Consider the following 25,400-nt stretch of genomic DNA (forward strand, 5'->3'; position numbering starts at 1 on the left):
CTTATCGCCTCGGATTTGATTGGGGCGATATGGGATCCTATGCCCAGATCGCCCGGGAACTGTCAGAGGGGGGATCGCCAGCCGATTTCATTGGGTATGGCCCGCTCTGGCACTTCTTCGGCGCCTGGATTTTCAAACTCGCGGGCGTCAACTTCTCGGCGCTGCTGATCGCCTTCCACTTCCTCATCATCATCTGCTCTGTGTTGCTCGCGATGGCGCTGCGCCAGGCGACGGGTACACTTTGGCCTGGGCTTGTGGCGGCTGCCGCGATCATACTGGTTCCGCCATTCCTTGCATCGACGATGCGGCTAGTCTGCCTTGCGTTAATCGCTTGGCCCTTCGTCGCGCTTGCGCGCACCGAGCCTCAACGTGACCGGGCGGTCGTAATGACAACCGCGGCGGTCATCGCCGTGATCATGATGATACGGCCTGATTTCGCTTATCTCTACGCAGCGGCGCTTGGCACCATCCTGATCGGGCGGACGCTGTTGCTGTCCGGCGATTTTCGAGAAAAGCTCGCCTATCTGCTACGCCGCACGCTTTATGCATCGATTGCATTCGTCGTCGTCATGGCGCCTCTCGCCTTGCATGCCGTGATTAGAGGGTATGGGTGGCACCTCCTTCTCGAAATCGTTCGATATCCAACACGAATTCTATTCTTTTTGGGTATGCGGTTAGGCGAGACGAGCGAGCTTGGCTCTGCGTCGGGCAGTCTCCTGAAGATGCCGCCCGTCAGCGCGATATTCGACCTATCAAGCGGCCAGCAAATCTTCGCATTGCTGATCTATTCGACGCTCGCTGGCCTCGTTGGAGCGTTCATTGCCCTGGTATGGCGTGCACTGCGCAACCGCGATGATGCCCGGATAGATCAGCCGTTGTTCGCAATATTCCTGCTTGCGGCATGCCAATGGCCAATTTTCGGCCTGTTCCGACCAAGCTGGGTTCATTTCGTTGGCTTCATGCACTGTTACGTGCTGCTGGCTCTGGCGCTCGTTGTATGGCTGAACGAGCCGTGGCGATCCGCGCGCCGATTGGACCAGCCGGCGGCGCGGGCAATCCAGGTACTTCTTCTGGCGCAGGTCGCGCTCTTTGTCGGATACGGCGCCCTCTTTGGCGAGACGGGGCTGGGCATGAAGCTGTCCGGGCGCGACGCAGTGTTCGAAGGAAAGAACGGCGTTCGTGTTCGCGTCAGTGCCGGAGAGAAACGAATTTACGACAACGTCGCTGCGATTATCGAGCAGAACTCAAGCCCCGGGGACCGCATTGTCTGCGTGCCCTATTGCGCCGGCTTTCCATTCATGACTGACCGGCAGCCGCTGTTTCGTGAGCACTATGTGGACGATGCGACGCCTTTAGTGTATCCGGGTTGGCTCGACAAGGCTATTGCGCTGACCGACGCGGCGAAACCACCAGTAATCATCGTGTTGGATTGGGCGCCCAATGATACCCACACGTCGCGTTTCGACGTCTGGGCTCGCCGCTATATCGACCATATCAACGCCACCTATCCGATTTCCGGACGCTTCGAGATGGGCAGGGTCTGGCTGCGTGACGGCGCAATGCGCCCGCCGCCAACGCGCGTTCCGGTGCTCGACTACGGGCCAAGATCAGCCCGGGTCGGTGTGCCGTTCAATCAGCAGCCCAACGGCCAGTCTGCGCTATGGATCAAGCTAGATCGCAACATCGGCGGTGGCGCCGTCGTGCGATTGGATGGGCGGGATCTTCCGGCTGTCGTCACCGATGGCGGGGTCTCGGCATTAGTCCCTGCCGATGCGCTCAAACAGCCCGGCCAACACGAGCTCAAGGTCGTCAATACCCTGCGCAACGCAGAAAGCGATCCGGTGACGTTGGTGCTGGACCCCTGACAAGTTCGAGGTTTTCCGCCTCAACGAGAACGCGACATCGGGGCGCGATGCGCAGGGACGGCGAAGCAGCCGCTCGAACGATCAGCCGTTGCAATAGGGTCGATCCTCCCATACTGGAACGAGCCACTTCCCGCCCGACCATACGGCGAACATTCGACGGATTCCCAATATGTCGCGCGACACATCCGCCTTTTCAACTGTTTCGGTCGTCATACCGATGTACAATGAAGCGGAGAGTGTCGAGCCTCTCTGCCAGCAGCTCAACGATGTTTTGGGTCAGGAAGCTTGGGCCTGGGAAGCGATATTCGTCAATGACGGCAGCACCGACGACACCGCTGCGAAGTTGACCGAGCAGGTGCAACGTTTTCCCGAGAGATTCCGTCTGGTCGATCTCCAGCGCAATTTCGGTCAGACGGCGGCGCTGATGGCGGGTATCGACCATGCCAAGGGCGACATCATCGTGCCAATGGATGGCGACCTTCAGAACGATCCGAAGGACATCGCGCGGCTCGTCGCCAAGATCGGGGAAGGCTTCGACGTGGTCTCAGGATGGCGTCGAAATCGCCAGGATGCCAGCTTCCGCCGTGTTCTGCCGAGCCGGATTGCGAACAAGCTCATCTCCGTCATTTCCGGTGTGCACCTCCACGACTATGGCTGCTCGCTCAAGGCCTATCGCCGCGATGTGCTCTCGGGGTTCCGCCTCTATGGCGAGATGCATCGCTTCGTGCCGATCTTTGCACGCTGGCAGGGCGCAAAGATCACCGAGATGGTTGTGGATCACCACCCGCGCAAGTTTGGTACGTCTAAGTACGGTCTCGAACGCATTTTCAAAGTTCTTCTCGACCTGCTTTTGGTGAAATTCCTGACGCAATACGACACCAAGCCGATCTATGTGTTCGGGGGCGTTGGCGCGATGTTCTTCGGGCTGAGCGGCGTCGCCGCGATCTACGCGCTCTGGCTAAAATTCGTGAACAACATCTCTTTCATCCAGACACCGTTGCCTCTCATGGTGATGTTTGGTGCAATGACCGGCATCATGTGCATCCTGCTTGGACTTCTCGCAGAAGTCCTGGTGCGAATTTACTTTGAGTCGCAAGGCAAGACACAGTATGCGGTCCGCGCCATTGTCGGTGGCCAGGATGGTGGCGTCGCGCTTCGCGCCGACGGAGAGCAGTAGATGTGCGGCATCGCCGGTTTCGTCGGGCGGGGGAGTGAGACCGACCTCGTGGCGATGATGAATTGCCTCGTTCATCGTGGGCCGGATGGCGAAGGCCGTTTCGTGGACCATGACAATGCGGTGTATCTCGGCCACCGGCGGCTGGCGGTAATCGACATTGCCCTCGGTCAGCAGCCCATGTGGAACGAGGATGGCCAGGTCGGCATCGTTTTCAACGGCATGATCTACAACCACGGCGCCTTGCGGACAGAGCTCGTCGCGCGAGGACATGTCTTCCGCAGTCACCACAGCGACACTGAAGTGCTCGTGCATGGCTGGGAGGAGTGGGGCTTCGATCTCCTCGAGCGGCTGAACGGGATGTTCGCCTTCGCCTTGCTCGACCGGAGGACATCGCGATTGATCCTTGCGCGCGACCGGTTCGGCGAGAAGCCATTATTCTATGGCAGCGGCGCCGGAGGGACGGTTTTCGCCTCCGAACTCTCGGCGATGCGGGCTCACCCCGATCACGCCGACGCGTCGATGGACGTCGCCGCCATCCGCAAGTATCTCGCCTATGGCTTCTTTCCTGCACCGCTGACGCCGTACAAGACGATCTCGAAACTCCCCCAGGGACATGCACTTGAGATCGACGTTCAGACGCATGAGACGCGCCTGCATCGCTATTGGCGTTTTGCGATCGAGCCCGACGCGCCGCCGCCCGGAAGCCCCGAGAGTTGGGCGGAAGAGCTGGACGGTCTCTTGACCAACGCAGTTTCGCTGCGGCTCGATAGCGACCGCCCCCTCGGTATCTTCCTGTCGGGTGGGATCGATAGCAGCGCGATTCTCAGCCACGCGGCCCAGTTGCGGCCACCGGAAAGCATTCAAAGCTTCGCGATCGGATTTAACGAACAAAGCTTCGACGAGTCCGTCTATGCCAGGCAAATGGCGGCTCATGTGGGCTCCTGTCACCAGACGGAGATGTGTGATCTGGATGCCGCACGCGATCTTCTGACACGACTGCCCTCGATCATCGATGAACCTCTCGGTGACAGCTCGATCCTGCCCACATATCTGCTTTGCAAGTTCGCGAGACGCCACGTCACCGTCGCCTTGTCTGGCGACGGGGGCGATGAGCTCTTCGCCGGCTATGACCCGTTCAAAGTGCTTGGGAAGGCAGCCTGGTATCATCGCATGGTGCCCAAACCGGTTCATGGCGCGGTTGCCGCGCTCGCTGCGCGGATGCCGCCGTCGGAGGCGAATATGAGCCTCGATTTCAAGCTGAACCGCGGGTTGCGAGGCCTTGGCCTCCGCCCGGCCTTGTGGAATCCGGTCTGGCTCGGACCCGCCTCCGTTTCAGATATCGAAGGTCTCCTGTCGGAACCAGTGGATATCGAGGATCTCTACAGTGAAGCCGTGGCGGCTTGGGATGGCTCGGCGAGCAAGGGGCTGATCGACAGGACGCTCGAATTCTATACGAATTTCTATCTCCCTGACGACATCATGGTGAAGACCGACCGGGCCGCCATGCGCAACGGGCTCGAAGTCCGCGCACCTTTCCTCGATAATCATGTCGTGGACTTTGCGCGACGGCTGCCCTCGCACGTCAAATTGCGACAGGGCCAAACCAAATGGATCCTCCGCCAATCAGCGGCCAGGCGCTTGCCCGCAAATCTGCTTGCGCGACGCAAGAAGGGTTTCGGCATTCCTCTGGCACGATGGCTGCGCGAAATGCCGGAAGCCGCCATGGCCAAACCGACAATGCTCGAGAGCGGTACCCTGCACCGGCTCTGGCGCGAGCATCGCGACAAGCAACGCGACAACCGTGGTGCGCTCTGGTGCGCGCTTACATTGGTCTGAGCGTTGCGAACGCCGCTGTATTCGACGGCGCCGCACCTTACCCACGAAAGAGCGGCGGATTGACAAATGCGTGCCTGGGTGGCGAGGCATTCGTGACATTCGGCTTGCTCTGTGGTCTGGCCAACCGCTAGCGGTTGGCGCCTGTTCACGGCCGCGGTTGTAAAGCTCGAGGAATAACTATGTCGGCCTTCTGGCGATCCATATCCCGGCCTCTCGTGCTGGACGGGGTGATGTTGGCTTCGCTTGCGCTCGTGGCCATGGGGCTTGCCACGACAGATGTGCTTTCACCGGTCGGCTGGTCGGCGACGACGCTGAAGGCTCTCTACACGGTAGGGGCGGTCGCACTCATTATGGTCGCCGCCTCGCAGGTCCTGCAGCGTCGGTTTCGGATCTCGGGCGGGATGGTTACCGCGCTCGCTGGCGTTTTCCTGGCAGGGGCGCTGTTTGGTCTGGCTGCGACGGCTATCGTGGCGATGCTCCTGATGGCCTCGGCGATTGCCGGCACGGTTGTCACCGGCACGGCGTCCCCGAAGGATTCGGCCTGGCCGATGGGGCAGCGGCTGAGCATTGGCCTTGCCCTCGTCACCATCGTCGTCACGTTCCTGAGCCCTTTTCGCGTCAATTTCCCGGGGGCGCATCTGGCCATACTGGCCCTTTTCGCTGCGCCCATCCTGCACGCCGATATTCGTAGGCAGCTCGGTGCGGATTGGGCGGACATGGTCCGTCCAGCGGTGGTCCCGCAGGATCTGATGCCTCAGGATCGGACGCGCCAAAGTTGGATGCCGCAAGGCTGGATGCTGCTATGGCGCGTCGCCGCGGTCGCTCTTGCGCTGTTCTTCATGCTGCACGCGGCATTGCCCGAACGGTACCACGACGCCCTGGCGGTACACCTTTACGTAGCCTCCTATGTCGCGGCCCACGGCGAATGGTCCTATGATCCTGGCCTGTTCGTGTTCGCGGTCATTCCGCTCGCCGTCGATTTCCTATACGCGCACGTCTATCTGTTTGCCGGGGAACCGGCGGTCAAGCTCCTGAATTACATAACGTTTCTCGTGATCGTCGCGCTGATCCGCGGTGCCGTCGCGCGGCGCTATGGCGCATCTGCAGGGCTGATTGCGGCGCTGCTGTTCGCATCGATGCCACTGACCCTCGTCGAAAGCGCGTCGAGCTTCATCGAAAATCCGCTGACGATGTGGGTGACGGCTGCCGCGGTCATCATCCTTGATCGAGGGCGTAGCCTGACCCTGCGGGCAGTTGCTGCGGTGATGATCGTTCTCGCAGCAGCCGCGCTCAGCAAGGTTCATGGCGCGATCGCCGCAACTCTGCTCGGCCTGTTGGCGACGAGCCTCTATCTCGGGAAGCGTCGCCGCTCGATCGAATTGCTCGGCCTCGCGGGTTGCCTCGTCCTTGCCGCGGCGACGGCCTTGTCGAGCTACATCCACGCTTATTGGATCTCGGGTAATCCCGTCTTCCCCTTCTTCAACAATGTGTTCAAATCCCCGTTCTATCAGCCGGTCCAGTTCGTCGACGGGCGCTGGATCAACCGGTTCAAGCTCGATCTTCTCTATCAGGCGACGTTCCACTCCGATCATTTTCTCGAAGCCTATAACGGTGCGCTTGGATTCAGTCTGATGGCGTTCCTCGGCACGGGGCTGGTTGCGGCCGTGATCTACAGGCAGATGCGCTGGCTGGCGCTCGCCTTCCTGGCTTTCATCTGTGCGATCGGCTTCAGCACGCAGTATCTGCGCTATTTCTATCCAATCCTGCCGGTTGCGTTCCTGCTGATCGGGCTCGTGGCCTCGCTCTATCTGGTTCGCCCGCGCATGGCGCTTGTCTTCAACCTGGCCGTCGCCGTGGTCCTTTGCCTCAACGTCTACAAACTGAATGCCGGCGGCTGGATCATGGCGAGCTATGATTTCAGGGTCCTGTTCGATCCTCAGAAGGCCAAACGATACGAGCAGGCGTTCGTGCCGGAAAAATCGCTCTTGCGGCTGGTCAACCAGCTTCAGGGCCGAAGCTCGCGGGTGTTGCTCAGCGGCGTGAGCTCGGCCGCCCCGCTAGAAGGCACGGCGCTCTATACCTCATGGTTCAGCAAGGATTTTTCCGACTCCGGCACTGCGGCCAAATCCGGCGCCGATGTCGAGGCCTATCTGCACCGCGTCAAGCCGACCTTTATCGTTCATCGTTCGCCGCCGGAACCGAGCTACGCTTTCCATGGTCTGCTGGATGCCGAGATCGGCCGCTTGGGACGCAAGATCGCCACGATGGGCTCAGTCACGCTTTACGAGGTCCGTCTCCCTTGACGCTCCGCGGGCTCAGGTTCATCAACGCGCCTCATTCACGCGGAACAACTCCATAATGGGAATTGCCGATCTCCTGCGAGAGCCCGCCTTGGCGGGCATCGATGTCGACGGTGTCGAGCGCATGCGGGCGCATCGCGCGGTCATCGACCGCAAACCGATGATCCGCACGGTCTTCACGGAGATACACCGGCTCATGCTGGGCCTGGAGGCGCAGTATCTGACGGCTCAGGGCGTGCGCCTCGAAATTGGCGCGGGCGTCTGGCCGATCCGCGAAAGCGATTCTGGCGTGCTGGCCACGGATGTCGTCCCGGCGCCCCATCTCGATCGCGTCGTGGATGCCCAGGCGATGGATTTCGCGGATGGCAGCGTCAGGAGCGTGTTCGGGCAGCATTGTTTCCACCACCTGCCCGATCCGGAGGCGTTCTTTTCAGAATTGTCGCGCGTCTGTCCGCCGGGGGGCGGAACCGTTCTCGTCGAGCCTTATTGGAGCCCGGTCGCCAACCTGCTCTTCAAACGCCTCTTTGCCAGCGAGGACTATGACAAGTCGGCACAAGGCTGGACGACCAGCGGCAGCGGGGCGATGAGCGGAGCGAACCAGGCGCTGAGCTACATCGTCTTCGAGCGGGACAGGGATCGCTTCGAGCGCCTGTTCCCGCAGCTCGAGATCGTACATCAGGCACCTGTTGCCAACCACGTCCGCTATTTGCTTTCGGGCGGGCTCAATTTTCGGCAGCTCGTTCCCGATTTCATGACCGGGCCGCTCAAGGGCGTAGAGGCGATGCTCGGTCCGCTGAACCGCATCCTGGCGCTGCATCACGTCATCGTCCTGCGCAAGCGCTAGGCGGTCGGATGAGGGCTGCCGCACTTTACGTCATCGTCCAGCTCCTCGCTTACGGGCTCGATATCGGGACGTTCGCACTACTCGTCGAGCGCTTTGCCGTTGCGCCGCTCTGGGCGAACATTTGCGCCAAGGCCGTTGCCGGATGCTTCGCCTTCTTCACGCATCGTCACATCACCTTCGATGCTGCCGCCGGCGGGCGCCTGTCGGATCAGGCGCTGCGGTATGTTCTGCTTCTGATTGCGAACAGCGTGGCGTCGTCGGCGATGCTGGCGCTGTTCATGCGCGTCGTCCCTTCGCCCGTGATGGCCAAGATCATTGCAGACGTCATCCTGATCGCGGTCAGTTTCAGCCTGTCAAAATCGGTGGTCTTCCGCGGCGCCAAATCCGGGCAGGGGAACTGACCGCGTGGAACCGGTGAAGACGGTCGCCGTCACGGGCGCGAGCGGCTATGTCGGGGAGGCGGTCTGTCGCGCATTGACGAAGCGCGGTATCGCGGTCCGGGCACTTTCGCGACGCGATCCCGGCATAGCCGGTACGCGCTTCGTTGCCTACGATCTCCGGCATGAGCTCGAACCCGGCTTGCTCGCCGGTGTCGATGCCGTCATTCACGCTGCAGCCGAGACCTCGCGCGGCGCGGAGCCTGACATCGAGGCTGAAATCGCGGCCCTTCATCGCCTCGCAGACGCGGCCGAGGCTGCATCGGCTCGTTTGATTTTCGTCTCAAGCCAGACGGCGAGGTCCGATGCTCCGACCGGCTATGGCCGACTCAAGGCAAGCGCCGAACGGATCGTGCTGGACCGCCTCGGGGCGGTTGTCAGACCCGGACAGGTCTATGGTGGCCCCGAGAAGGGGCTGTGGGGCACCCTAGTGTCGGTGGCGCAGCGCGCGCCGGCGATTCCTCGCTTCATGCCCGAGCCGCGGGTCCAACCTATACATGTCGATGATCTGGCGGACGCCTTGGTCCTACTGGCCTGTGAAGCTCGACCGAGGCCGCGCGTCTACGCCATAGCGGATCCGCGCTCCGTCGCGTTCTCGCGTTTCATCCAGCTGGTGGCGATCTCCCGATTCGGGCGCCGGCCGATCCGTGTTCCCGTACCGTTGGCACCGATTATCTGGGCTCTTCGCGGTGTCGAGAAACTGGGTGTCCGACCGGCTTTCGTAAGGCGTCTTGCCTCGCTGAACGACCTTCCTGCGCTCGACAGTGTAGCGGACATGGCCGAGCTGATCCCGTATCATCGACGTTTTCCCGACGGCGCCTCTCGCGGTACGTTCTGCCACAGGGGCCTGATCCGGGAAGGGGTCGTTCTGCTCCGTTATGCGACGGGCAGGGAGCCTGACCGGTGGCTGCTGCGCAGCTACGCGCGTGCGGTCTCGTCCGTCGGCGAAGCCGGGCCGCTGGAGTTGTCCGGCCTGACCCGCCTGCTGCCAAGGGGGCTGACGCTGTTCGACCAGCCTGCCGCCCGTCGTCGCAACGGCGAACAGGATGCCCTGTCGCGCCGCATTGATCTCGCGCTGCTTCTGGCCGAGAGTTCGGCGCAGCATGTCGACGGCTTTCTGATGTCGTCCCATACGCCGACACGGCTTGCCCAGATCTTGCAGCTTGGACTGGCGTTGCCGCTCGAGGCTGTGGGCCGGCTCGCCGATGCCGTGGCCGGGCCGTGGCTCGATCGTGTCAGGCCTCGGCCGATCGAAGGCTCAGACCATCCCGCATGAGGTCGTGATCATCGGCACCGGCCCCGCGACGCCATCCACCGTCAGCGACTAACCAAGCGAAAGAGCGCCGCTTGCACGTCGCGAGTGTCCATCGTGATGCTCCGGCATGAAAAAGGTTGGGCCATTGGGCTCGCGTCGCGGGTGCGATGCGGCGGTGGTCGATGCGTTCTAAGCTCCACCGATCCAGCCCAGCGGATCAGGGAGAAGAGCGATGGAGTGCTTTGTCGGCTTGGACGTTTCGGTGAAGACGACGAGCGTCTGCGTGATGGACGCAGGCGGATCGATCATCCGGGAAGGCTAGGCGGAGAGTTCGCCGGAGGCGATCGCCGCGTTCCTGTCAGCTTGCGGGCGGCAGTATTCCCGCGTTGGCCTGGAAGCCGGTCCGCTCTGTCAGTGGCTCTATGCTGGACTGGCGAAGGCAGGCTTCCCAGTAATCTGCATCGAGACGCGCCATGCTCAGGCGGTTCTAAGCGCCCGGCCGAACAAGACCGACCGCAACGATGCACGCGGCATCGCCCAGATGATGCGGGTCGGGCTCTACCGCCCGGTCCACGTCAAGACGCTGGCCAGTCAAAAAATCAGGGCATTGCTGAGCGGCCGGCGCTTCCTTCAGGCCAAGCTGCTCGATGCCGAGAATAGTATCCGCGGCTTGCTCCGCAACTTCGGCCTGAAGGTCGGGCTCGTCTCGCGCGCCCAATATGAGGCTCGTATCCTTGAACTGATCGAGGACGCGCCTTCGTTGCAGGTCATCATCGAGCCGATGCTAGCGGTCCGCCGGGTCGTCCGCGAACAGTATGTGTCGCTCCACAAAACCATGCTGGCTCTAGCCCGCGCTGACGACGACTGCCAGTTGCTGATGAGTGTTCCCGGCGTCGGGCCGCTTGTCGCCTTGACCTATCGTGCTGCGGTCGATGAGCCTGCGCGCTTTCAGCGATCTCGAGCCGTCGGGGCACATTTTGGCTTGGCTCCGCGAACGCATCAATCGGGTGAGATCGACCGACGCGGGCATATCAGCAAGAGCGGTGACGAGACCTTGAGGGCGGCCTTGTTCGAGGCCGCCATGGTTCTCTTGCGCCCAGCTACGAGGCCTTCGGCGCTTAAGGCGTGGGGCCTGCGCGTTGCCAAGCGACGTGGCATGGCCAAGGCAACTGTCGCGGTTGCCCGCCGCCTAGCGGTCATCCTTCATCGTATCTGGGTCGATCGCACCCAGTTCCGCTGGAGTGCTGAACCGGCCTGACGCCTCTCACAAGCGATCCAAGATCTGCCGCAAGGTGGAGCAATGTCCCTCCGGGGACCGGGGGTCGGCGAGATCGAGGGCGGTTTGGAGAGCCGCAGGGCTACTCCGCGAAAAAGCTTGATCCGCCACTCTTCGGACCCAACCATGAAGCGGCCACGTGCCGACTTCGAAGAGAAGCCAGAGACCTGGCGGGACAGCCTGCTCACGACCCATAGGCGACCCATGCCGCAGTCCCGATCTACGAGAGTTTGTCGCCGAGCCAATCAACAACGAGCATTCCCAAAGAAACTAGTATGCCGACGATTGCGAGTAGGAAAACACCTAACATCGCGCCTGAAATCAAAGGATCCAGCTGAACAGCACCAAAATTCGCCCCATACACGCAGAAGGCGAAGACGACGAGGCATGAGTATCCGAGGACCCGCCTCGTCCAATTAAATGTTCTCTGGGTCAAGTTGCGCCCGCCTGTGTCAATTGTGCGGTTTATCGCCGGATTGATGACAAGCTGCAGGTGAGCATACAGGGACGTAGCAATCGACGCGTTAACAGGATCGAATGCAGGCGCCATGGCGCTCGTCAGGTCCGCTCCGCCCCAATTGAGATTTTCGTGGCGTCGGGCGGCTTGACACCCATGGCCCAATAGAGAAGCCGCCCGAAGGCGGCTGGTTGGGGTGGCTTCTATGATCGCGCTATGGCGTCGCGAAAACCGTGGCCTATCGAGAAACGAACGAGGCGGCCCGCGCCTTGAACTGTTCCCATGTCAGCCATCTGCGCCGCTCGTATAACATGTCCCCGTCATGGGGTTTGGACGACAGGCGGTCGTGGTTCAGCGACTGCAGCATCTGAGACCGATCGAGCATGAAACTCAGCGCTACGAACGGCAATAGAGCGGCAAAAGTCTTTCGCTGAGTGCGGTAGGCCAGGCAATAGCCCAAATACCTGCCAATGGCTGATCCTGAGAACGGAACGCGGACGATGTCGCCATTCCCGGGGATCGGGTTGAATACACGAAAGGGGACGATTCCAACCCGGTAGGAGTTGTAGAGCGGAAACTGCCAAACATCGACGTCTGGAAACTGCTTGGCGAAAGCCGAGGCGATCAGCGTTGCCGCATCGTGATCGGGATGCCCTCCCTCCCATGCCGGGGCATAGACTGTGCCGATATCAGCCGGACCAAAGCGATCCACCAACTCGGAAAACGTACGGTCCATCGCATCTACAAGCTTGCCATCAGGTACGCGCTCTGCCCCGCCGAAAATGATGATGTCTTCTTTGGCAATGCCGAGCTTAGCCAGGACACTCTGGCTCTCAGCGTCGCGCGCGATAGGTGAGGCCGAATTTCCCCCTCCGTCTGTCAGATAGACGCAGATGTTCCGAATGCCGTTGCGGACATTCTGTTCAAGCAAAGAAAAAACCGCGAACTCGTCGTCTTGATGAGGGAACAGAAATAGGGCTGGCTTCTTAGCCTTTGTTGTAAGCATGGCACTCGAAAAGGTTGAGAGTTTAAAAGGCGTCGAAATCGAGGAAATCAAACAATATCTCCGACTTCTTCGGAGAGGCGGAGCCGATCGCAAGCGGCCGAAAAATCAGATTCAAAGGCGAGGTTCGGAATCGGCCGGGAACGTCAATGGCAATGCCGCGCAAATTGGCAGCAGCCGGCAGCAAGCCGATGAACACTTGCGGCCTGGCAAAGGGGAAGCTGCCCGCACCATCGCCGCCGCTTACGCTCTGACGCTCGGCTACAGCGATGACTGACTTTCGCCCGGCATAAGCCCAGAATCGGCTTCGGTCACCTCTAGAAACGAGGTGGACAGCATTTCGAGGAGACCTCAGCCGCCATTCGATAGTGTCCCTGTCCCAGACGCTTTGGAAGGACGCTTCCTGCGTTTGTTCCACGCCCAGGCCGATACCAATCTTCGCATCGAGGGGACTTATGAGTTCAAAGCCCAGGCGCTTCACGAACCCCGGAGTGCTATTGGCATTGGCTACGCCGATGACGAAATCCATGCCGAGGTCTGTGCCCCGTGCGTAGGTCGCCTCAGCGAGCTTCGTGAAAAGCCCCTTCCCCCGATACGCTTCTCCGGTGGCTGTATTGAGCGACAACAGCCCCCGAACGACTTTCCCGCCATAGCGATATGAAACCGGAACGCAGACATAGTGGGCAGCTAGATCGCTGCCCGCCCAAGCATCAAATCCCACCGCGCGCCCTAGCGGGTTTTCGCAGTATAACCATTCCAAATATTTTCGACTGTAATTAGCGGAGCCGGGGAAGCACTTAGAAAAAAGCTCGCAATACTCCCCAATTGCCTTCTCGTCGAACTCGATCGGCCGTATTTCAAACTCCGACATACAGTTCCCCGCGCCACCTTAGACCATTCTCACTGGTGGTCTTCAGCGATGACAATAGACGCTGCCGTATAACAGCGTCAAACTCCGGAGGGCAGTGCGGCCTCCTGACCGCGGGCGTGACCATATTTGTTGTGGAGGTGGTGCAAACCACCATTGTCGCATCAAATAGCAGTGAATAGGTGGCGCGCGCGACGTTTTGGCCGTTCGGCCACAGACAAAGCGCGGGCAGAGCGACACGCGCACACCACAGCAACTCCGCCACTCACAGCTGGAGTCGCAACGGCGGGTTGGGCGAATCGTTCCTTGGGGATATGCGAGCCACCTGGAGAACACGCCGTGCCGACCCGCGACCCCGAGAACCAGCGGATGGTCTATTCCCTCCTCGCCGGCCGCGAGGTCTCGATCAGGTCAGAGCAGTGGAAGCACGAATGCGAGGTCGCCTATCTCGCCGACCTGACGCCTGAGAAGCGCAAGGCGATCCTCTATGGCGTGCTGGGCGCGGAAGGTGATGAGGCGCGCGGGATCAAGCGCCACCGCGGCGACGCCGCGACGGCCTAGCTGGGGAGCGAGATCAAACGGCTCAAGACATTGCGGTTGCGGGGAATCGTTCCGCGGTAGAAGTGGTGATTAGGAGATTCGCCCATGCCCGTTCGCCGCGCCGACCAGCCCACCGTCTATTCCCACCGTGCCGGTCGCGAGGTTTCGGAAATGGGCTATTGTACCGCTCGTGTCAGGCCTCGGCCGATCGAAGGCTCAGACCATGCCGCATGAGGTCGTGATCATCGGCACCGGCCCGGCGGGCGTCTCTGCAGCGTGGCCTCTGGTGCAGGCCGGGCGGGATGTGCTGATGGTCGATGCGTCAGTCGGGAAGGTAGGGACGCCGCCCGATGGCGAGTATTTCGACCTCCGCCGGCATGACGGCAGTCAGCGCGACTGGATGTTCGGCGCCGATCTCGCGGCCTGGATCGATCGGGCCGCGACCTCACCGAAGCTGCGTGTGCCGACCCTGCGGGCGGTTTTCGATGGCTTTGCGGAGGCAAACCGGATCGTGACGGATAATTTCGCCGCGATCGGCTCGCTGGCGCGCGGAGGCCTGTCGAATGCCTGGGGTTGCGGCGTGGCGCGCTATGATCGTGACGAAATGGCGGACTTCCCCTTCGCGCATGCCGATCTCGACGAATCGTTCGCGGCCGTCAGCCGGCGCGTTGGCCTCTCGGGGCGAGCCGACGATGACCTGAGCGGGTATTTTGGACTGGACGACTGGGCGGATCCGGCGCCGGCACTCGACGACAACGCCCAGAACCTGATGCGGCGCTACGATGCGCTGCATTCGGACGGGGCTCTGCACGGACTGCGTCTTGGGCGCGCACGCCTGGCGCTGTTGGCGTCGGATCGGGAGGATCGGCGCGCCTGCGATCTGTCGGGGCTCTGCCTTTGGGGCTGTGCGCGGGGCGCGCTCTATTCCGCGTCTCAGGAATTGCCCGGCCTCGCGCGAGCGGGGGCCGGTCTTCGCAAGGGCTTCGTTGCCGATCACATCGAGAAGATCGAAACGGGCTGGCGTGTTCATGGCGTCGAACGGGGTACAGGTGCGTCCGCGACGATCGACGCGCGCCGCGTCGTGCTGGCTGCAGGGACACTCGCCACTACGGCGATCGCCTGGCGAACGCTCCGTCATTTCGAGACGCCGCAGCGCGTCATGTCCAACCCGACAGCGGCATTTCTGCTTCTGCGAATGGGCTTGCCCGGTCGGGCGCCGGTCGCTGGTCCGGCCTTCGCGCAGCTGGCATTCGCCCATAGGTCGGTAGCCGGTCACCTTGCTTATGGCGCCTTGTTCTCGCCGGGGCACCTGCCTGCCTTCGAATTCATCAAGCATATCCCGTCGTCGCGTTCGGCCGCCCGTCTGATCTGGCGGCTGCTCAATACCGCTACGCTCGTCGGGAATGCCTTTCTACCCGCCAGCCTGACGCGACACAGCGCCGTCCTCGGCCGCGACGGCAGGTTGCGTGTGACCGGGAAGGCCGGCGACGATCTCTCCGCTGCCATTACCGGTATCGCGCGGGATTGGCGAAAGGCGGCGAGACGGCTGGGATTTCTCGTGATGCCCGGGAGTTTCACGATGGGTCAGCTCGGCTCGGATATCCACTATGCCGGCACGCTGCCCATGCGCAAGGACCCTCGGATTGGCGAAACGAATGCTGTTGGCGAACTGGCCGGACAGCCGGGATTGTTCGTCGCCGATGCAGCGACGTTTCCGGAATTGTCTGCAAAGCCGCATACGCTGACGATGATGGCGATGGCGGACCGCCTCGGTCGCCATCTGGCGCAACTGTGAACAGCTCAAGCGATCGGTTCCAAGACCCCGGCGTCAATAACGACTTGGTCTTCACACCCAGCGCCAATACCACCGCCGCCTCACCGGCTTGCCCGACACGAAGGTTGCGATAGTAGATGCCTCTGGAGCCAAATGGTTGCCGACTACGTTCGCCAGCGAAAGTTTCTATGATGGATAAGATGTCAAAGAGCGGAGCTGTCGCGACGCCGATGAATTTCAGCGGTGAGAGGTTGCAATCGGTGAGCTCGGGTGAGGGGATGATGAAGCATCATCGCTATTTCCTAGCGCGCGATTTCTGCAACGACCTTGACGTGCTCGATATTGCCGCCGGAGAAGGCTATGGCTCCGCAATCCTGGCGCAGGTCGCCAAATCCGTGGTCGGTGTGGAAATCGACCTGGCCATCGTAGAGGCCGCAAATACCGAGTTCGTTCGCCCCAATCTGCGCTATCTTCAGGGTGACGCGCGGGCGATTCCGCTCCCGGATGCCAGCATTGACGTCGCAGTCTCCTTCGAGACCTACGAGCACTTCGGCGAACACGAACTCTTCCTAGCCGAGTTGCGCCGCATCCTTCGTCCCAATGGGCTGGTGATCATCAGCACACCCGACCGCGACATTTATTCCGGCCCTGGAATTCCCCCGAACCCTTATCACGTCAGGGAGGTGAACCGGGAGGAGTTCGACTTTGCGCTGTCAACCCAATTCGCCAATGTGCGGATCGCGCGGCAACGAGCCTTGATCGGATCCTTCATCGAAGGGTACCAGCAAGATACGGCAGCACGCTACTTCGAGGCGCGCGGACGCGATCTCATCGAGGCAAGTCAGGAAATGACTCGCGCTCCCTACCTGGTTGCCTTCGCATCCGACGCCGAACTCCCTCCGCTACCGCACAGCCTCTATATCGAGCGCAGCGACGTCGACACGGACGCGATAGCCCTTCGTGAGACACGGGCAGACCTGCGTAAAGTTCTGGCGCAGCTTGCTCGTGAGCAACAGCAGCACGCAGGCTCTCGCCAGCAGATCCGTCGCTTGTCCCAACAGCTCTCGGCCGCCATCTCGGCCTTCGAGGGGGCAAATCAAGAACTCGAGCGTCTCAAGACTTCGCTCAGCTGGCGAGCCTCGGCGCCCCTTCGGCACGTTATGACTCACTACCCAGCGGCCGCCCGCCGGCTGCGGCAGGGGGCCAAGCTCGCTTATTGGACAGCGACCGGCCAAATTGTGCAGCGATTGAAAGCTTCGGTCACGTATCGCTTCTCGCTTGCGAACCCGGACAAGCTGGTGCCGGCCAGTGCCTTGCAGGGGCGATCTCCGGACGGGCTACCGCTGTTTCTGGAACATTACCTGGCTGAACGCTGGCCGGGACAGGATCTTCAGACAGTCAAGTTCGCCTACCGTTTCGTGGCCGAACGGCCGGCAAAAGCCATCGACGAAACCGCTCTCTCCAGCGCGGAACTCGCAGCGCTCCTCGCACGCCTGCGTGACCTCGCCGAGTTGCGGAGCGATGCGCTTCATCCTGCGGTCTCGATCATCGTCCCGGTCCACAACGCCCTCGCTCATACGCTGGCATGCCTGTTGAGCCTGCTGGCCCAGCCGAGCCGACACAGTTTCGAGATCCTTGTCGCCGACGACGTCTCGACCGACGCCACGGCCGCAGCCATCCTCGCTATCGGCGGTAAGGTGCGACTGGTAAGACAGGAGCAGAATCTCGGCTTCGTCCGGAATTGCAACGCCGCTGCTGCCGAAGCGCGCGGCGCACTTCTTGTCTTCCTCAACAACGACACGATCGCCCTTCCCGGGTGGCTGGACGAGTTGGTGGCGCCGTTCGAAGTCGACGAGCGCATCGGCCTAACCTGCTCGAAGCTGCTCAATGCGGACGGCACGCTGCAGGAGGCGGGAGGCGTGTTCTGGCAGGACGGCTCAGCCTGGAACTATGGCCGCGGCGCCGATCCCCGAGCCTACCCGTTCAATTTCGTGCGCGAAACCGATTATGGATCCGGCGCGGCTATCGCCACCCCGAGCAAGCTCTGGAAAGAGGTCGGCGGCTTCGACGACATGTTTGCGCCTGCCTATTGCGAGGATGCAGATCTCGCCTTCACCCTGCGCGCGCAAGGGTACCGGACAGTTTATATCCCCTCCGCCGAGATCATTCACCACGAGGGCGTCAGCCATGGCCGTGACGAGCGTGCCGGTATCAAGGCCTATCAGGTCGAGAATCTAAAGAAGTTGAAGGCCAAATGGGCAGCGGAATTAAAAAACCACTCGCCCAATGGACAGAACGTACCGATCGCCGTCGCCCGCTCGGCGGAGAAGCGGCGGGTGCTGGTAATCGATCATTATGTCCCCCAATGGGATCGGGATGCCGGCTCGCGAGCCATGGACGGATATCTGCGCTTTCTTGTCGAGAACGGCTTCCACGTCACCTTTTGGCCGGACAACCGTGCCCATGATCCACACTATGGCCCAGCCTATCAACGCATGGGCATCGAAGTCGTTTACGCTTGGCCAGGGCAGCTTGACTTCGATGACTGGATCGCTCAGCGCGGAGCCGGCTTCCACTATGTGATCATCAGCCGCCCACATGTCGCATTGCATGTGCTGGACGACCTCAGAAAGCGCACCAGCGCCAAACTACTTTTCATCGGTCACGATCTCCACGGGCTGAGATTGCGTGCCGAGCGTGAGTTGACCCCCTCCGCCGATCTCGACCGCGAGGTCGATGAGGCGGAATCAATGGAAATGGCCGTTTGGAGGGCCGTTGACGCGATCTACTATCCGTCCCAGGAGGAAGCCGACTACGTCGCATCGCGTGGAATAGCGGCTCCGGCGCGGGCGCTGCCGCTCTTCTTGTTCGACGAAGCGAATATCTCCCCGCTCCAGGAACCCGCAAAATTGCGAGATCCCGCAGCACCACACGCGATGTTCGTCGGAGGGTTCAGGCATCGCCCCAATGTCGACGGCGTGCTATGGTTCTGCCGCGAAATCTGGCCGCAAGTGAAGGCAAGGCTGCCTCTCGCTCGTCTAACCATCGCCGGGTCTGAGCCACCTCTGGAAATCACGCAGCTGATCAACGAGTCGGTCGATGTGACCGGCTACATTAGCGACGCTGATCTCGATGCTCTCTATCGGAGTGCGGATCTGGTCGTCGCGCCGCTGCGTTTTGGTGCCGGCGTCAAAGGCAAGGTTATCGAGGCGCTGCGTCAAGGACTGCCGCTTGTGCTCACCTCCGTCGCAGCTCAAGGCATTCTGGATGTGGCCGAGGCGGGGGTTGTCGCCGATAAGCCCGACGCCTTCGCGAAAGCTGTGATCGAAATGATGCGACCAGGGGAGCATCGCGCAACGCGGGCGCTCAGGGGGCAAGAGCTTATCCGCAAGCACTATTCAGTGGAGGCAGTACAGTCTGTCCTCAGCAAGGACATCCCGGAACTGACTTCGGCCCCAGCAAAATCGGGCTGAAAACGCCCAGGTCGCAGGCTCCGATCGCCGCTGCTCGCACGATGGGCGGATCAGTACGGTTGTAGTGCCACTGCCGCGCCCCGCTGATGTCAAAACGCCCGAATGCGCCCAGGTGTTCGATCGTGCATTTCCACAGTGCTTGCACCGACATCACAAAACCTGCCCCTTCAAATCACGTACCGTGAACCCGCGCGACCAGGTCGCAATCGTAAAGCACCGCTCGACGGCGTGGTGCAAAGTGCCATCGAGCTGACGCGCCTCCGGTTCGAAATCCTCCGGTCGCAGGTCGAGTTCACGCAATGAAGCCAGCGCGGCGGGGCGAAACCAGAACATCGTGCCTTCGAAGAAACCCAGCCGGATCGCGCTCTCAGGGGCCTGCATCCGTTCAGCGACCTCGCGAGCGCGCACTTCATTGGCCATCCAGTAGGATGGTGTCGCCCGCCAGCTCTGGCCCCATCCGACGATTCCTGTCGTGACGGAGTTGAAGGCAGACAGTGCGCGGCAAGTGGCGTTCCAATCCCCGCACAGCTTGTCGAACAGCAATTTGCGGCGGATCTCTCCATCCAGCAGATGGGGGCTGCGTTTGGTATGCAGCTTCAGGACCGCATCATAGCCGTCGAGCGCGCCTGACCCGAGCACGGCCAGAAACGGAGCGACGTCACGGCCGCGATTGTCGTGTTCATGAATGAACACGTCCTGCGCGCCGATCACCGCCGCCCTCAGAAGTGCGCACCGCTCCGGCGGAACGGTGACATGGACAGGCGTTCCGACCGGGAGCAACGCCTGGCAGGCCAGGATCTCGTTCATCAGGTCCGGGTAATAGGCATGAGCGACGATGGCGACCTTGAGGCCCGGCCATTCAGCCCGCGCGCTTCGGGCAGCCCAGCGTTTCCGCAGAGATCTGCCGGTATCCGACACGAAAACGGCACCAAGCGTCAGCCCGGCCACCTTCTGCAGCACATGGCGAGCGTAGGCCTTGCATCGAACAAGGATCGGCGGCTTTGAGGGGGACGAAGCACGGACAATCACGGATGAGGAATCACCAAATGAGGCATAGACCGGCCAACGACCATTTCAACACATAGCATCCCTGGGCTTTTGTAGTCAGGACATGTACGCAAGCGACATACCCACCGGTCAGACAATACCGCCGGAGCTTCGCGGTAGATGGGAGACCGAGCGAACATGCATTTCCTGCATGAACTGAATTGAACGCATTCTGGCGGGGAAGGCGGTCATCGCAGCGGGCATGCTTGAACGGGTCACTGTCTCGCATTATTCGTTCTCAAATCGATATCATTCCCTCGGCCCAGAAAGCCGTAGAATTCAAGCGGCGGAGTAGACCAATCGTCATGCCGAGCATCACGGAGCCGCTCTGGCGCGCAGTTCGCCGTGCCGGAGGGCTCGGCGCGGCGCTACGGCGGGTGACGGACGTCCTTCGCAGCGAGGGTGCACGCGGTCTTCTCCGCCGCCTTCAGCGGACCGTCCGGCAGGAGGCACGCTACGAAGACTGGATCGCGCGGTTCGACGACCGGCCCGAGGATGATCGGGCCGCCATGGACGCTCTATTGCTAGCCCTGAGGGAGCGGCCGCTTTTCTCCATCATCATGCCGGTGTTCGAGACCCCCGCCGCCTTGCTCGAAGCCGCGGTATCGTCCGTGCGGAGCCAGATCTATCCGCACTGGGAATTGTGCGTCTGCGACGATGGATCGTCTAGTCCTCGCATTGCGGCGTTCCTGGACAGCCTCAGCCGAGAGGAGCCGCGCATCAAATGGACCCGTCTCACACGGAACCAGAACATTTCCGCCGCTTCGAATGCATCGCTCACCCTTGCCACGGGCGATTGGATCATACCGCTAGATCACGATGACCTGCTTCGGCCGCATGCGCTGCTCGAAGTCGCGCTCGCCGCGGAGGCAAACCCGTATGCGCGTTTGATCTATTCGGACGAGGACAAGATCGATGCCTCCGGGACTAAGCGTTTCGATGCTCACTTCAAGCCCGACTGGTCTCCCGATCTCCTCCGGTCGTTCAACTACGTCAGTCATCTGGCTGCTCTAAAACGGGAAGACGTGCTCAGGGTCGGCGGCTGGACACTGGGCATGGAGGGCGCTCAGGACCACGATCTGTATCTCAAGGTCACCGAGACACTAGATCGCCGCCAGATCCTGCACATCCCGAAGATCCTTTACCACTGGCGCGTGGCAGAGAACTCTACCGCCGGAAGCGATGCGGCCAAGCCCTACGCCGTCGCAGCAATGGCAAGCGCAATCGCCAGCCATCTAGAGCGCACAGGGCGTGAAGGCGACGTAACCCTTCTCGATGACGCGCCTGTCGCCAGGGTTCGCTATCGCCTACCCGAGCGCGCGCCGCTCGCGACGATCATCATTCCCAATAAGAACATGGCGGCACTCATACGAGCCTGCATCACCTCGATCCGCTCGAAGACCACCTATCCTCATTACGAAATCCTGATCGTGGACAATGGATCGACCGATTACGAGACGCTAAGGCTCTACGACGAGTTCAAGCGACAAGGGATCGTGATCGCGGACTACCCGGCTGAATTCAACTACTCGGCAATGAACAATCTCGGGATCAGGGAGGCAAGGGGCGAGGTCCTGGTTTTCCTCAACAACGATACGAGTGTGATCGGCGAGGACTGGCTGTCCGAACTCGTCGTCAACGCCATACGACCAGAAGTGGGATGCGTCGGCGCCAAGCTTTATTTCGATGATGACACAATCCAGCATGCGGGCGTCTTCGTCGGCGTCTGCGGCATTGCCTGCCATCCCTATCGCGGATTCGATAAAGGCGATTTCGGCTATTTCGGCCGGCTGCGAGTGACCCAGAACCTGAGCGCCGTGACCGCAGCATGTCTCGCCGTCAAGCGCACGATCGCGCTGGAAGTGGGAGGCTTCGACGAAATCGCGTTGAAGATTGCACTGAACGACGTCGATTTCTGCCTTAAGGTACATGCTGCCGGCTATTATAACGTTTGGACCCCTTTCGCCGAACTGTATCACTTCGAAAGCAAAACACGCGGCTATGAGATCGGGCCTGAAAAGCGCGCCCGCTTCCAACGGGAAAGCGAGATACTGAACGAGCGTTGGCAACAATATGTCACGCTCGACCCGTATTACTCGCCTCATCTGACCCGAACGAACGAAGCCGTCACGATCCGGACAGAGTAGGCGATCCGCGCGCCCGACCTGGCACCTGTTTGGCCTCCTGTAAGGCCAAAACGGAACCGGAGCGGACTTATGATTGCCACGACGACATCAGGCACCGTCGACCGACGATGGGTGATGCATGCCTCGTTGACTTTGTCGAGTTGACCTGGGCTGCGACAGATTTTGTAGGCGCTGAGGCTGCGCCGAATTGGCTGCCTGTAATCCCGCCGACGCGCTGCTTTCAAAATCCCGCCCAGCTGCCGCCCCAGCATGCTTGCCCATCATCGCGATGAACTCCTGGACGCTATAAGTTGGCTGCCCGGACGGATTCAGTCAAAAAACAATTGGAAACTCCAAATTTGGTGTCCGTCACATCAGACCGTGTTTAGACGCTTTCGATGCGGATTTCGTCTTATTAACCAGCCCAGGCATAAATCGGCTCGCTCGCATAAACGATAATGGGCTGATCATTGCTCGTGATCTTGGCTATACCGCATAACGACTACACAGCGCTCAGCGCAGTAAGAATGCTTCTAGGGAGAACGCTGTCAGCTTGATCGAGATACGTTTACCATGATGGCGCGTGCCATTTTTTCGGCAACCGTTCATCTGCCCATTGGGGCGAACTGATAGCGCTAATCCCCGCTCGACCCGCCCCCCCGCTTCGCCAGCCTCACGCCTGCGCCCGCGCCGTTCTCAGGAATGAACAACACGCCGGCGGCTTCGAGCGCAGTCCGCATGCCCAGCAGGTTGTTGTGGGACGGGATGCGACGACCCTTCTCGAAATCGCGGATTGTGGAGAGGCCGAGATGCGCTGCTTTGGCGAGCTCTTCCTGCGACCACTCGAGCAGAGCGCGCGCGGCGCGTGATTGGGCTGGGGTCATCATTCTGCGAGGGATAGCACGGCACGACGAATTTTGTCGAGTGTCGACGCTTTCCGTTTACTCCCGCCACCATACAACGCTAATCGTCGTTTAACGACGAATTTCGTTTATGGAGTTGAGCAGATGCTTCTCACCGCGGCAGACGGCCGAACCATCTTCAACATGTCGGCGATCATGCGCCGGGCTTGCCAGCTCGGCCGGTTTGCCCTGCAGTTTTGCCGCAGCACACTTGAGCGAAACCGCCAGCGCTCGCTGTGGCTGAAAAGGGCTTGGGCGGAAGCCAAGCGCGAGGCTGGCGAATTCGCCCGGCGTCAAGCGCGCGACGCCGAGGTGCGTATCGCGCTGGCCGCGAGCGCAAGGGAGAGCGCCGCTCTCGCAGCCAGTCACGGCAACAACCCGCTCGCCATCCAGAACGCGCTGCTGCGCGAGACGATGCGCGACCGCATGAACTTCGCCGCTGTCGCCCGCCTTGAGGCCGCGCTTGTCGCCATCCTGGCTGCCAAGCAGCTCCATTGACCGGTTCGATCACCAGGAGAGATTTGATGCCCATATCCGCCGGCCGCCATTCACCGCCTGAGCTCGCCATTGTGGACGAGCCTCCAAGCAGAGCGCGCGACCTCGATCAGGGGGCCAGTCTCGGGGACCTTCAGCCGCAGCAGCCACCGCCCGAAATGGTCCGACGCCTGACGCCCACCGAACTCGCCGCGGAGTATCGCCGCTGGATCGTGAGCGTCTCGCCAAGCCGCCGCTGACGCCCGCCACCTGCGCTGCATTGTCCTCACAGCCCGAGATGTCCCGATGAACCAGATCGTTTCAATCAATCCGCTCGCCTACACGCCCGGCGCAATCTGCGCCCTCACGCCGCTCGCCATGATCGGCCAGGCGGTTGAGCGCGGCGCCCCTGTCAAAACCCTTGAGAAGCTGATCGAGCTGCATCAGCACTGGGAAACCAGCCAGTCGCGAAAGGCCTTCGACACCGCGATCGCCGAGGCCAAGGCCAAGATCCCGGTGATCTCGAAAAACCGCGAGGTCGATTTTACCGCGCAGCGCAGCCGCACGCATTATCGTTATGAAGATCTGGCCGAGATTGCTCGAACGGTCGGACCGATCCTTGCCAGCTTTGGCCTGGCCTATCGGTTTCGCTCGTGCGTCGAAGGATCGCTGGTCAAGGTGACCTGCGTCTTGTCGCACCGCGACGGCTATTTTGAAGAAAACCAGCTGGCTGCCGCGACCGACGAAACCGGTAACAAAAATGGCATCCAGGCGATCGGCTCGACGCTGACCTATCTGCAGCGCATGACCCTGAAGGCGTCCCTGGGGCTGGCAGCCTCCGATGACGATGATGGCAAGGCAGCCGGAACGGCGGTGCCGATCAACGCCGATCAGATCCCGGAGCTGCTCGCCTTGCTCAAAAGCGTCGGCGCCCAGAAGGCTGCGCTGCTGCGCTTCTTCAAGATCGACGCGCTGCCGGATCTGCCGGCGGTGAAGTTTGATCAGGCGATCACCATGCTCAACGCCAAGAGGGTGTCGTGATGAGCGCACCCGACATCATCGCTTGCGACCAGGGCAGCGAGGCGTGGTTTCGCGCACGTATGGGCATCCCGACCGCCTCGGAATTCCCCGCAGTAATGGCGAAAGGCCGGGCAGGCGGGGATAGCAAAACCCGCCAGACTTATCTCTACAAACTGGCCGGCGAGATCATCACCGGTCAGCCGATGGAAAATTTCAGCAACGGCCACATGGAGCGCGGCAAGATCCTGGAGGATGAGGCGCGCTCATTTTACGAGTTCATGACCGACACGCCCTGCCAACGGATCGGGTTCCTCCGCAATGGCCGCAAGGGCGCCTCGCCGGACTCGCTGGTCGGAGCGGATGGCTTGGTCGAGATCAAAACCAAGCTGCCCCATCTGCTGATCGAGACGCTTCTGCGAGGCGAGTTTCCGCCCGAACACAAGGCCCAATGCCAGGGTCAACTCTGGGTCGCCGAACGCGAATGGATCGATATCGCAGTCTACTGGCCGCAGATGCCGATCTTCGTGACCCGAGCGTTCCGTGACGAGGCCTACATCAGTGACCTCGCGGATGCGGTCGATGCCTTTAACGCGGAGCTTGACCTCACCGTCGCAAAAATCCGGGCCTATCGGCAGCCGAGGGCGGCGTGATGGCGGTCCGCGTCGGACCCGCCGGTCAACCCTCTTTCCGAGGCCGCAGTGCCATGCGACGCGAGTTCACGCGGGC

At 61.3% G+C, this 25,400-nt stretch carries 18 protein-coding genes and 1 pseudogene; 15 read left to right on the forward strand and 4 right to left on the reverse strand.

From position 1 onward, the window contains the following. Positions 1–29: 29 nt before the first annotated feature. The 8 genes and pseudogenes from C4S73_RS25260 (at position 30) to C4S73_RS25295 (ending at position 10,972) form a co-directional block, all read left to right on the forward strand. The gene (locus tag C4S73_RS25260) at positions 30–1,865 is read left to right on the forward strand and encodes a hypothetical protein (RefSeq protein WP_103875361.1); all 1,836 of its coding nucleotides are present in this window, start codon (positions 30–32) and stop codon (positions 1,863–1,865) included. Between the two features lie 169 nt (positions 1,866–2,034). Next, positions 2,035–3,042, forward strand: a complete 1,008-nt coding sequence (locus C4S73_RS25265) for a glycosyltransferase family 2 protein (protein WP_103875362.1) — start codon at positions 2,035–2,037, stop codon at positions 3,040–3,042. Beyond that, positions 3,043–4,878, forward strand: a complete 1,836-nt coding sequence (gene asnB, locus C4S73_RS25270) for an asparagine synthase (glutamine-hydrolyzing) (RefSeq protein ID WP_103875363.1) — start codon at positions 3,043–3,045, stop codon at positions 4,876–4,878. A 230-nt stretch (positions 4,879–5,108) separates the two neighbouring features. Continuing rightward, a complete protein-coding gene (locus tag C4S73_RS25275) occupies positions 5,109–7,181 on the forward strand; it encodes an ArnT family glycosyltransferase (RefSeq protein ID WP_103875364.1) in 2,073 nt (690 codons plus the stop codon). 88 nt (positions 7,182–7,269) lie between these two features. Beyond that, on the forward strand, positions 7,270–8,022 hold the full coding sequence (locus tag C4S73_RS25280) for a methyltransferase domain-containing protein (RefSeq protein ID WP_200828099.1): 753 nt from the start codon (positions 7,270–7,272) through the stop codon (positions 8,020–8,022). Between the two features lie 8 nt (positions 8,023–8,030). Then, positions 8,031–8,423, forward strand: coding sequence for a GtrA family protein (locus C4S73_RS25285; RefSeq protein ID WP_103875365.1), 393 nt, complete (start codon positions 8,031–8,033; stop codon positions 8,421–8,423). 4 nt (positions 8,424–8,427) lie between these two features. Beyond that, entirely contained in the window at positions 8,428–9,735 is a 1,308-nt protein-coding gene (locus C4S73_RS25290) for an NAD-dependent epimerase/dehydratase family protein (RefSeq protein WP_103875366.1), read from the forward strand. A gap of 211 nt (positions 9,736–9,946) precedes the next feature. Further along, positions 9,947–10,972: pseudogene (locus C4S73_RS25295) on the forward strand (IS110 family RNA-guided transposase). Positions 10,973–11,685: 713 nt separating this feature from the next. Here the strand turns inward: C4S73_RS25295 and C4S73_RS25305 are convergent. Together C4S73_RS25305 and C4S73_RS25310 are read right to left on the reverse strand one after the other, a co-directional pair. Then, positions 11,686–12,504 (reverse strand): PIG-L deacetylase family protein, encoded by an 819-nt coding sequence (locus C4S73_RS25305; protein WP_146071502.1) that lies wholly within the window; start codon positions 12,502–12,504, stop codon positions 11,686–11,688. Beyond that, the gene (locus C4S73_RS25310; RefSeq protein ID WP_103875369.1) at positions 12,476–13,321 is read right to left on the reverse strand and encodes a GNAT family N-acetyltransferase; all 846 of its coding nucleotides are present in this window, start codon (positions 13,319–13,321) and stop codon (positions 12,476–12,478) included. The genes C4S73_RS25305 and C4S73_RS25310 overlap by 29 nt, the downstream gene beginning before the upstream one ends. 336 nt (positions 13,322–13,657) lie before the next feature. On the opposite strand from C4S73_RS25310, the gene C4S73_RS25315 reads away from it, so the two are divergent. From C4S73_RS25315 to C4S73_RS25325, 3 genes are all read left to right on the forward strand, one after another. Next, positions 13,658–13,879, forward strand: coding sequence for a DUF7696 family protein (locus C4S73_RS25315; protein ID WP_103875370.1), 222 nt, complete (start codon positions 13,658–13,660; stop codon positions 13,877–13,879). A gap of 202 nt (positions 13,880–14,081) precedes the next feature. Continuing rightward, entirely contained in the window at positions 14,082–15,653 is a 1,572-nt protein-coding gene (locus tag C4S73_RS25320; RefSeq protein ID WP_103875371.1) for a GMC oxidoreductase, read from the forward strand. A gap of 179 nt (positions 15,654–15,832) precedes the next feature. After that, on the forward strand, positions 15,833–19,105 hold the full coding sequence (locus tag C4S73_RS25325) for a glycosyltransferase (RefSeq protein ID WP_160115909.1): 3,273 nt from the start codon (positions 15,833–15,835) through the stop codon (positions 19,103–19,105). Between the two features lie 150 nt (positions 19,106–19,255). Here C4S73_RS25325 and C4S73_RS25330 read toward each other — a convergent pair whose 3' ends face one another. After that, a complete protein-coding gene (locus C4S73_RS25330; protein ID WP_103875373.1) occupies positions 19,256–20,065 on the reverse strand; it encodes a rhamnan synthesis F family protein in 810 nt (269 codons plus the stop codon). Positions 20,066–20,457: 392 nt separating this feature from the next. Here C4S73_RS25330 and C4S73_RS25335 point away from each other — a divergent pair, with 392 nt between their 5' ends. Beyond that, entirely contained in the window at positions 20,458–22,299 is a 1,842-nt protein-coding gene (locus tag C4S73_RS25335; RefSeq protein WP_103875374.1) for a glycosyltransferase family 2 protein, read from the forward strand. Between the two features lie 614 nt (positions 22,300–22,913). Here the strand turns inward: C4S73_RS25335 and C4S73_RS25340 are convergent. After that, positions 22,914–23,162 (reverse strand): helix-turn-helix domain-containing protein, encoded by a 249-nt coding sequence (locus C4S73_RS25340; protein WP_103875415.1) that lies wholly within the window; start codon positions 23,160–23,162, stop codon positions 22,914–22,916. Between the two features lie 33 nt (positions 23,163–23,195). Here C4S73_RS25340 and C4S73_RS25345 point away from each other — a divergent pair, with 33 nt between their 5' ends. The 3 genes from C4S73_RS25345 to C4S73_RS25360 all read left to right on the forward strand — a co-directional run bounded on the left by C4S73_RS25345 (position 23,196) and on the right by C4S73_RS25360 (position 25,324). After that, positions 23,196–23,678 (forward strand): hypothetical protein, encoded by a 483-nt coding sequence (locus C4S73_RS25345; protein ID WP_146071503.1) that lies wholly within the window; start codon positions 23,196–23,198, stop codon positions 23,676–23,678. A 282-nt stretch (positions 23,679–23,960) separates the two neighbouring features. Next, the gene (locus C4S73_RS25355; RefSeq protein ID WP_103875377.1) at positions 23,961–24,695 is read left to right on the forward strand and encodes an ERF family protein; all 735 of its coding nucleotides are present in this window, start codon (positions 23,961–23,963) and stop codon (positions 24,693–24,695) included. Then, complete coding sequence (locus C4S73_RS25360) at positions 24,695–25,324, forward strand: lambda exonuclease family protein (RefSeq protein ID WP_103875378.1); 630 nt, start codon at positions 24,695–24,697, stop codon at positions 25,322–25,324. The genes C4S73_RS25355 and C4S73_RS25360 overlap by 1 nt, the downstream gene beginning before the upstream one ends. Positions 25,325–25,400: the final 76 nt, after the last annotated feature.

Source organism: Allobosea lathyri (genome assembly GCF_900108245.1).
Taxonomy (GTDB): Bacteria; Pseudomonadota; Alphaproteobacteria; order Rhizobiales; family Beijerinckiaceae; genus Allobosea; species Allobosea lathyri.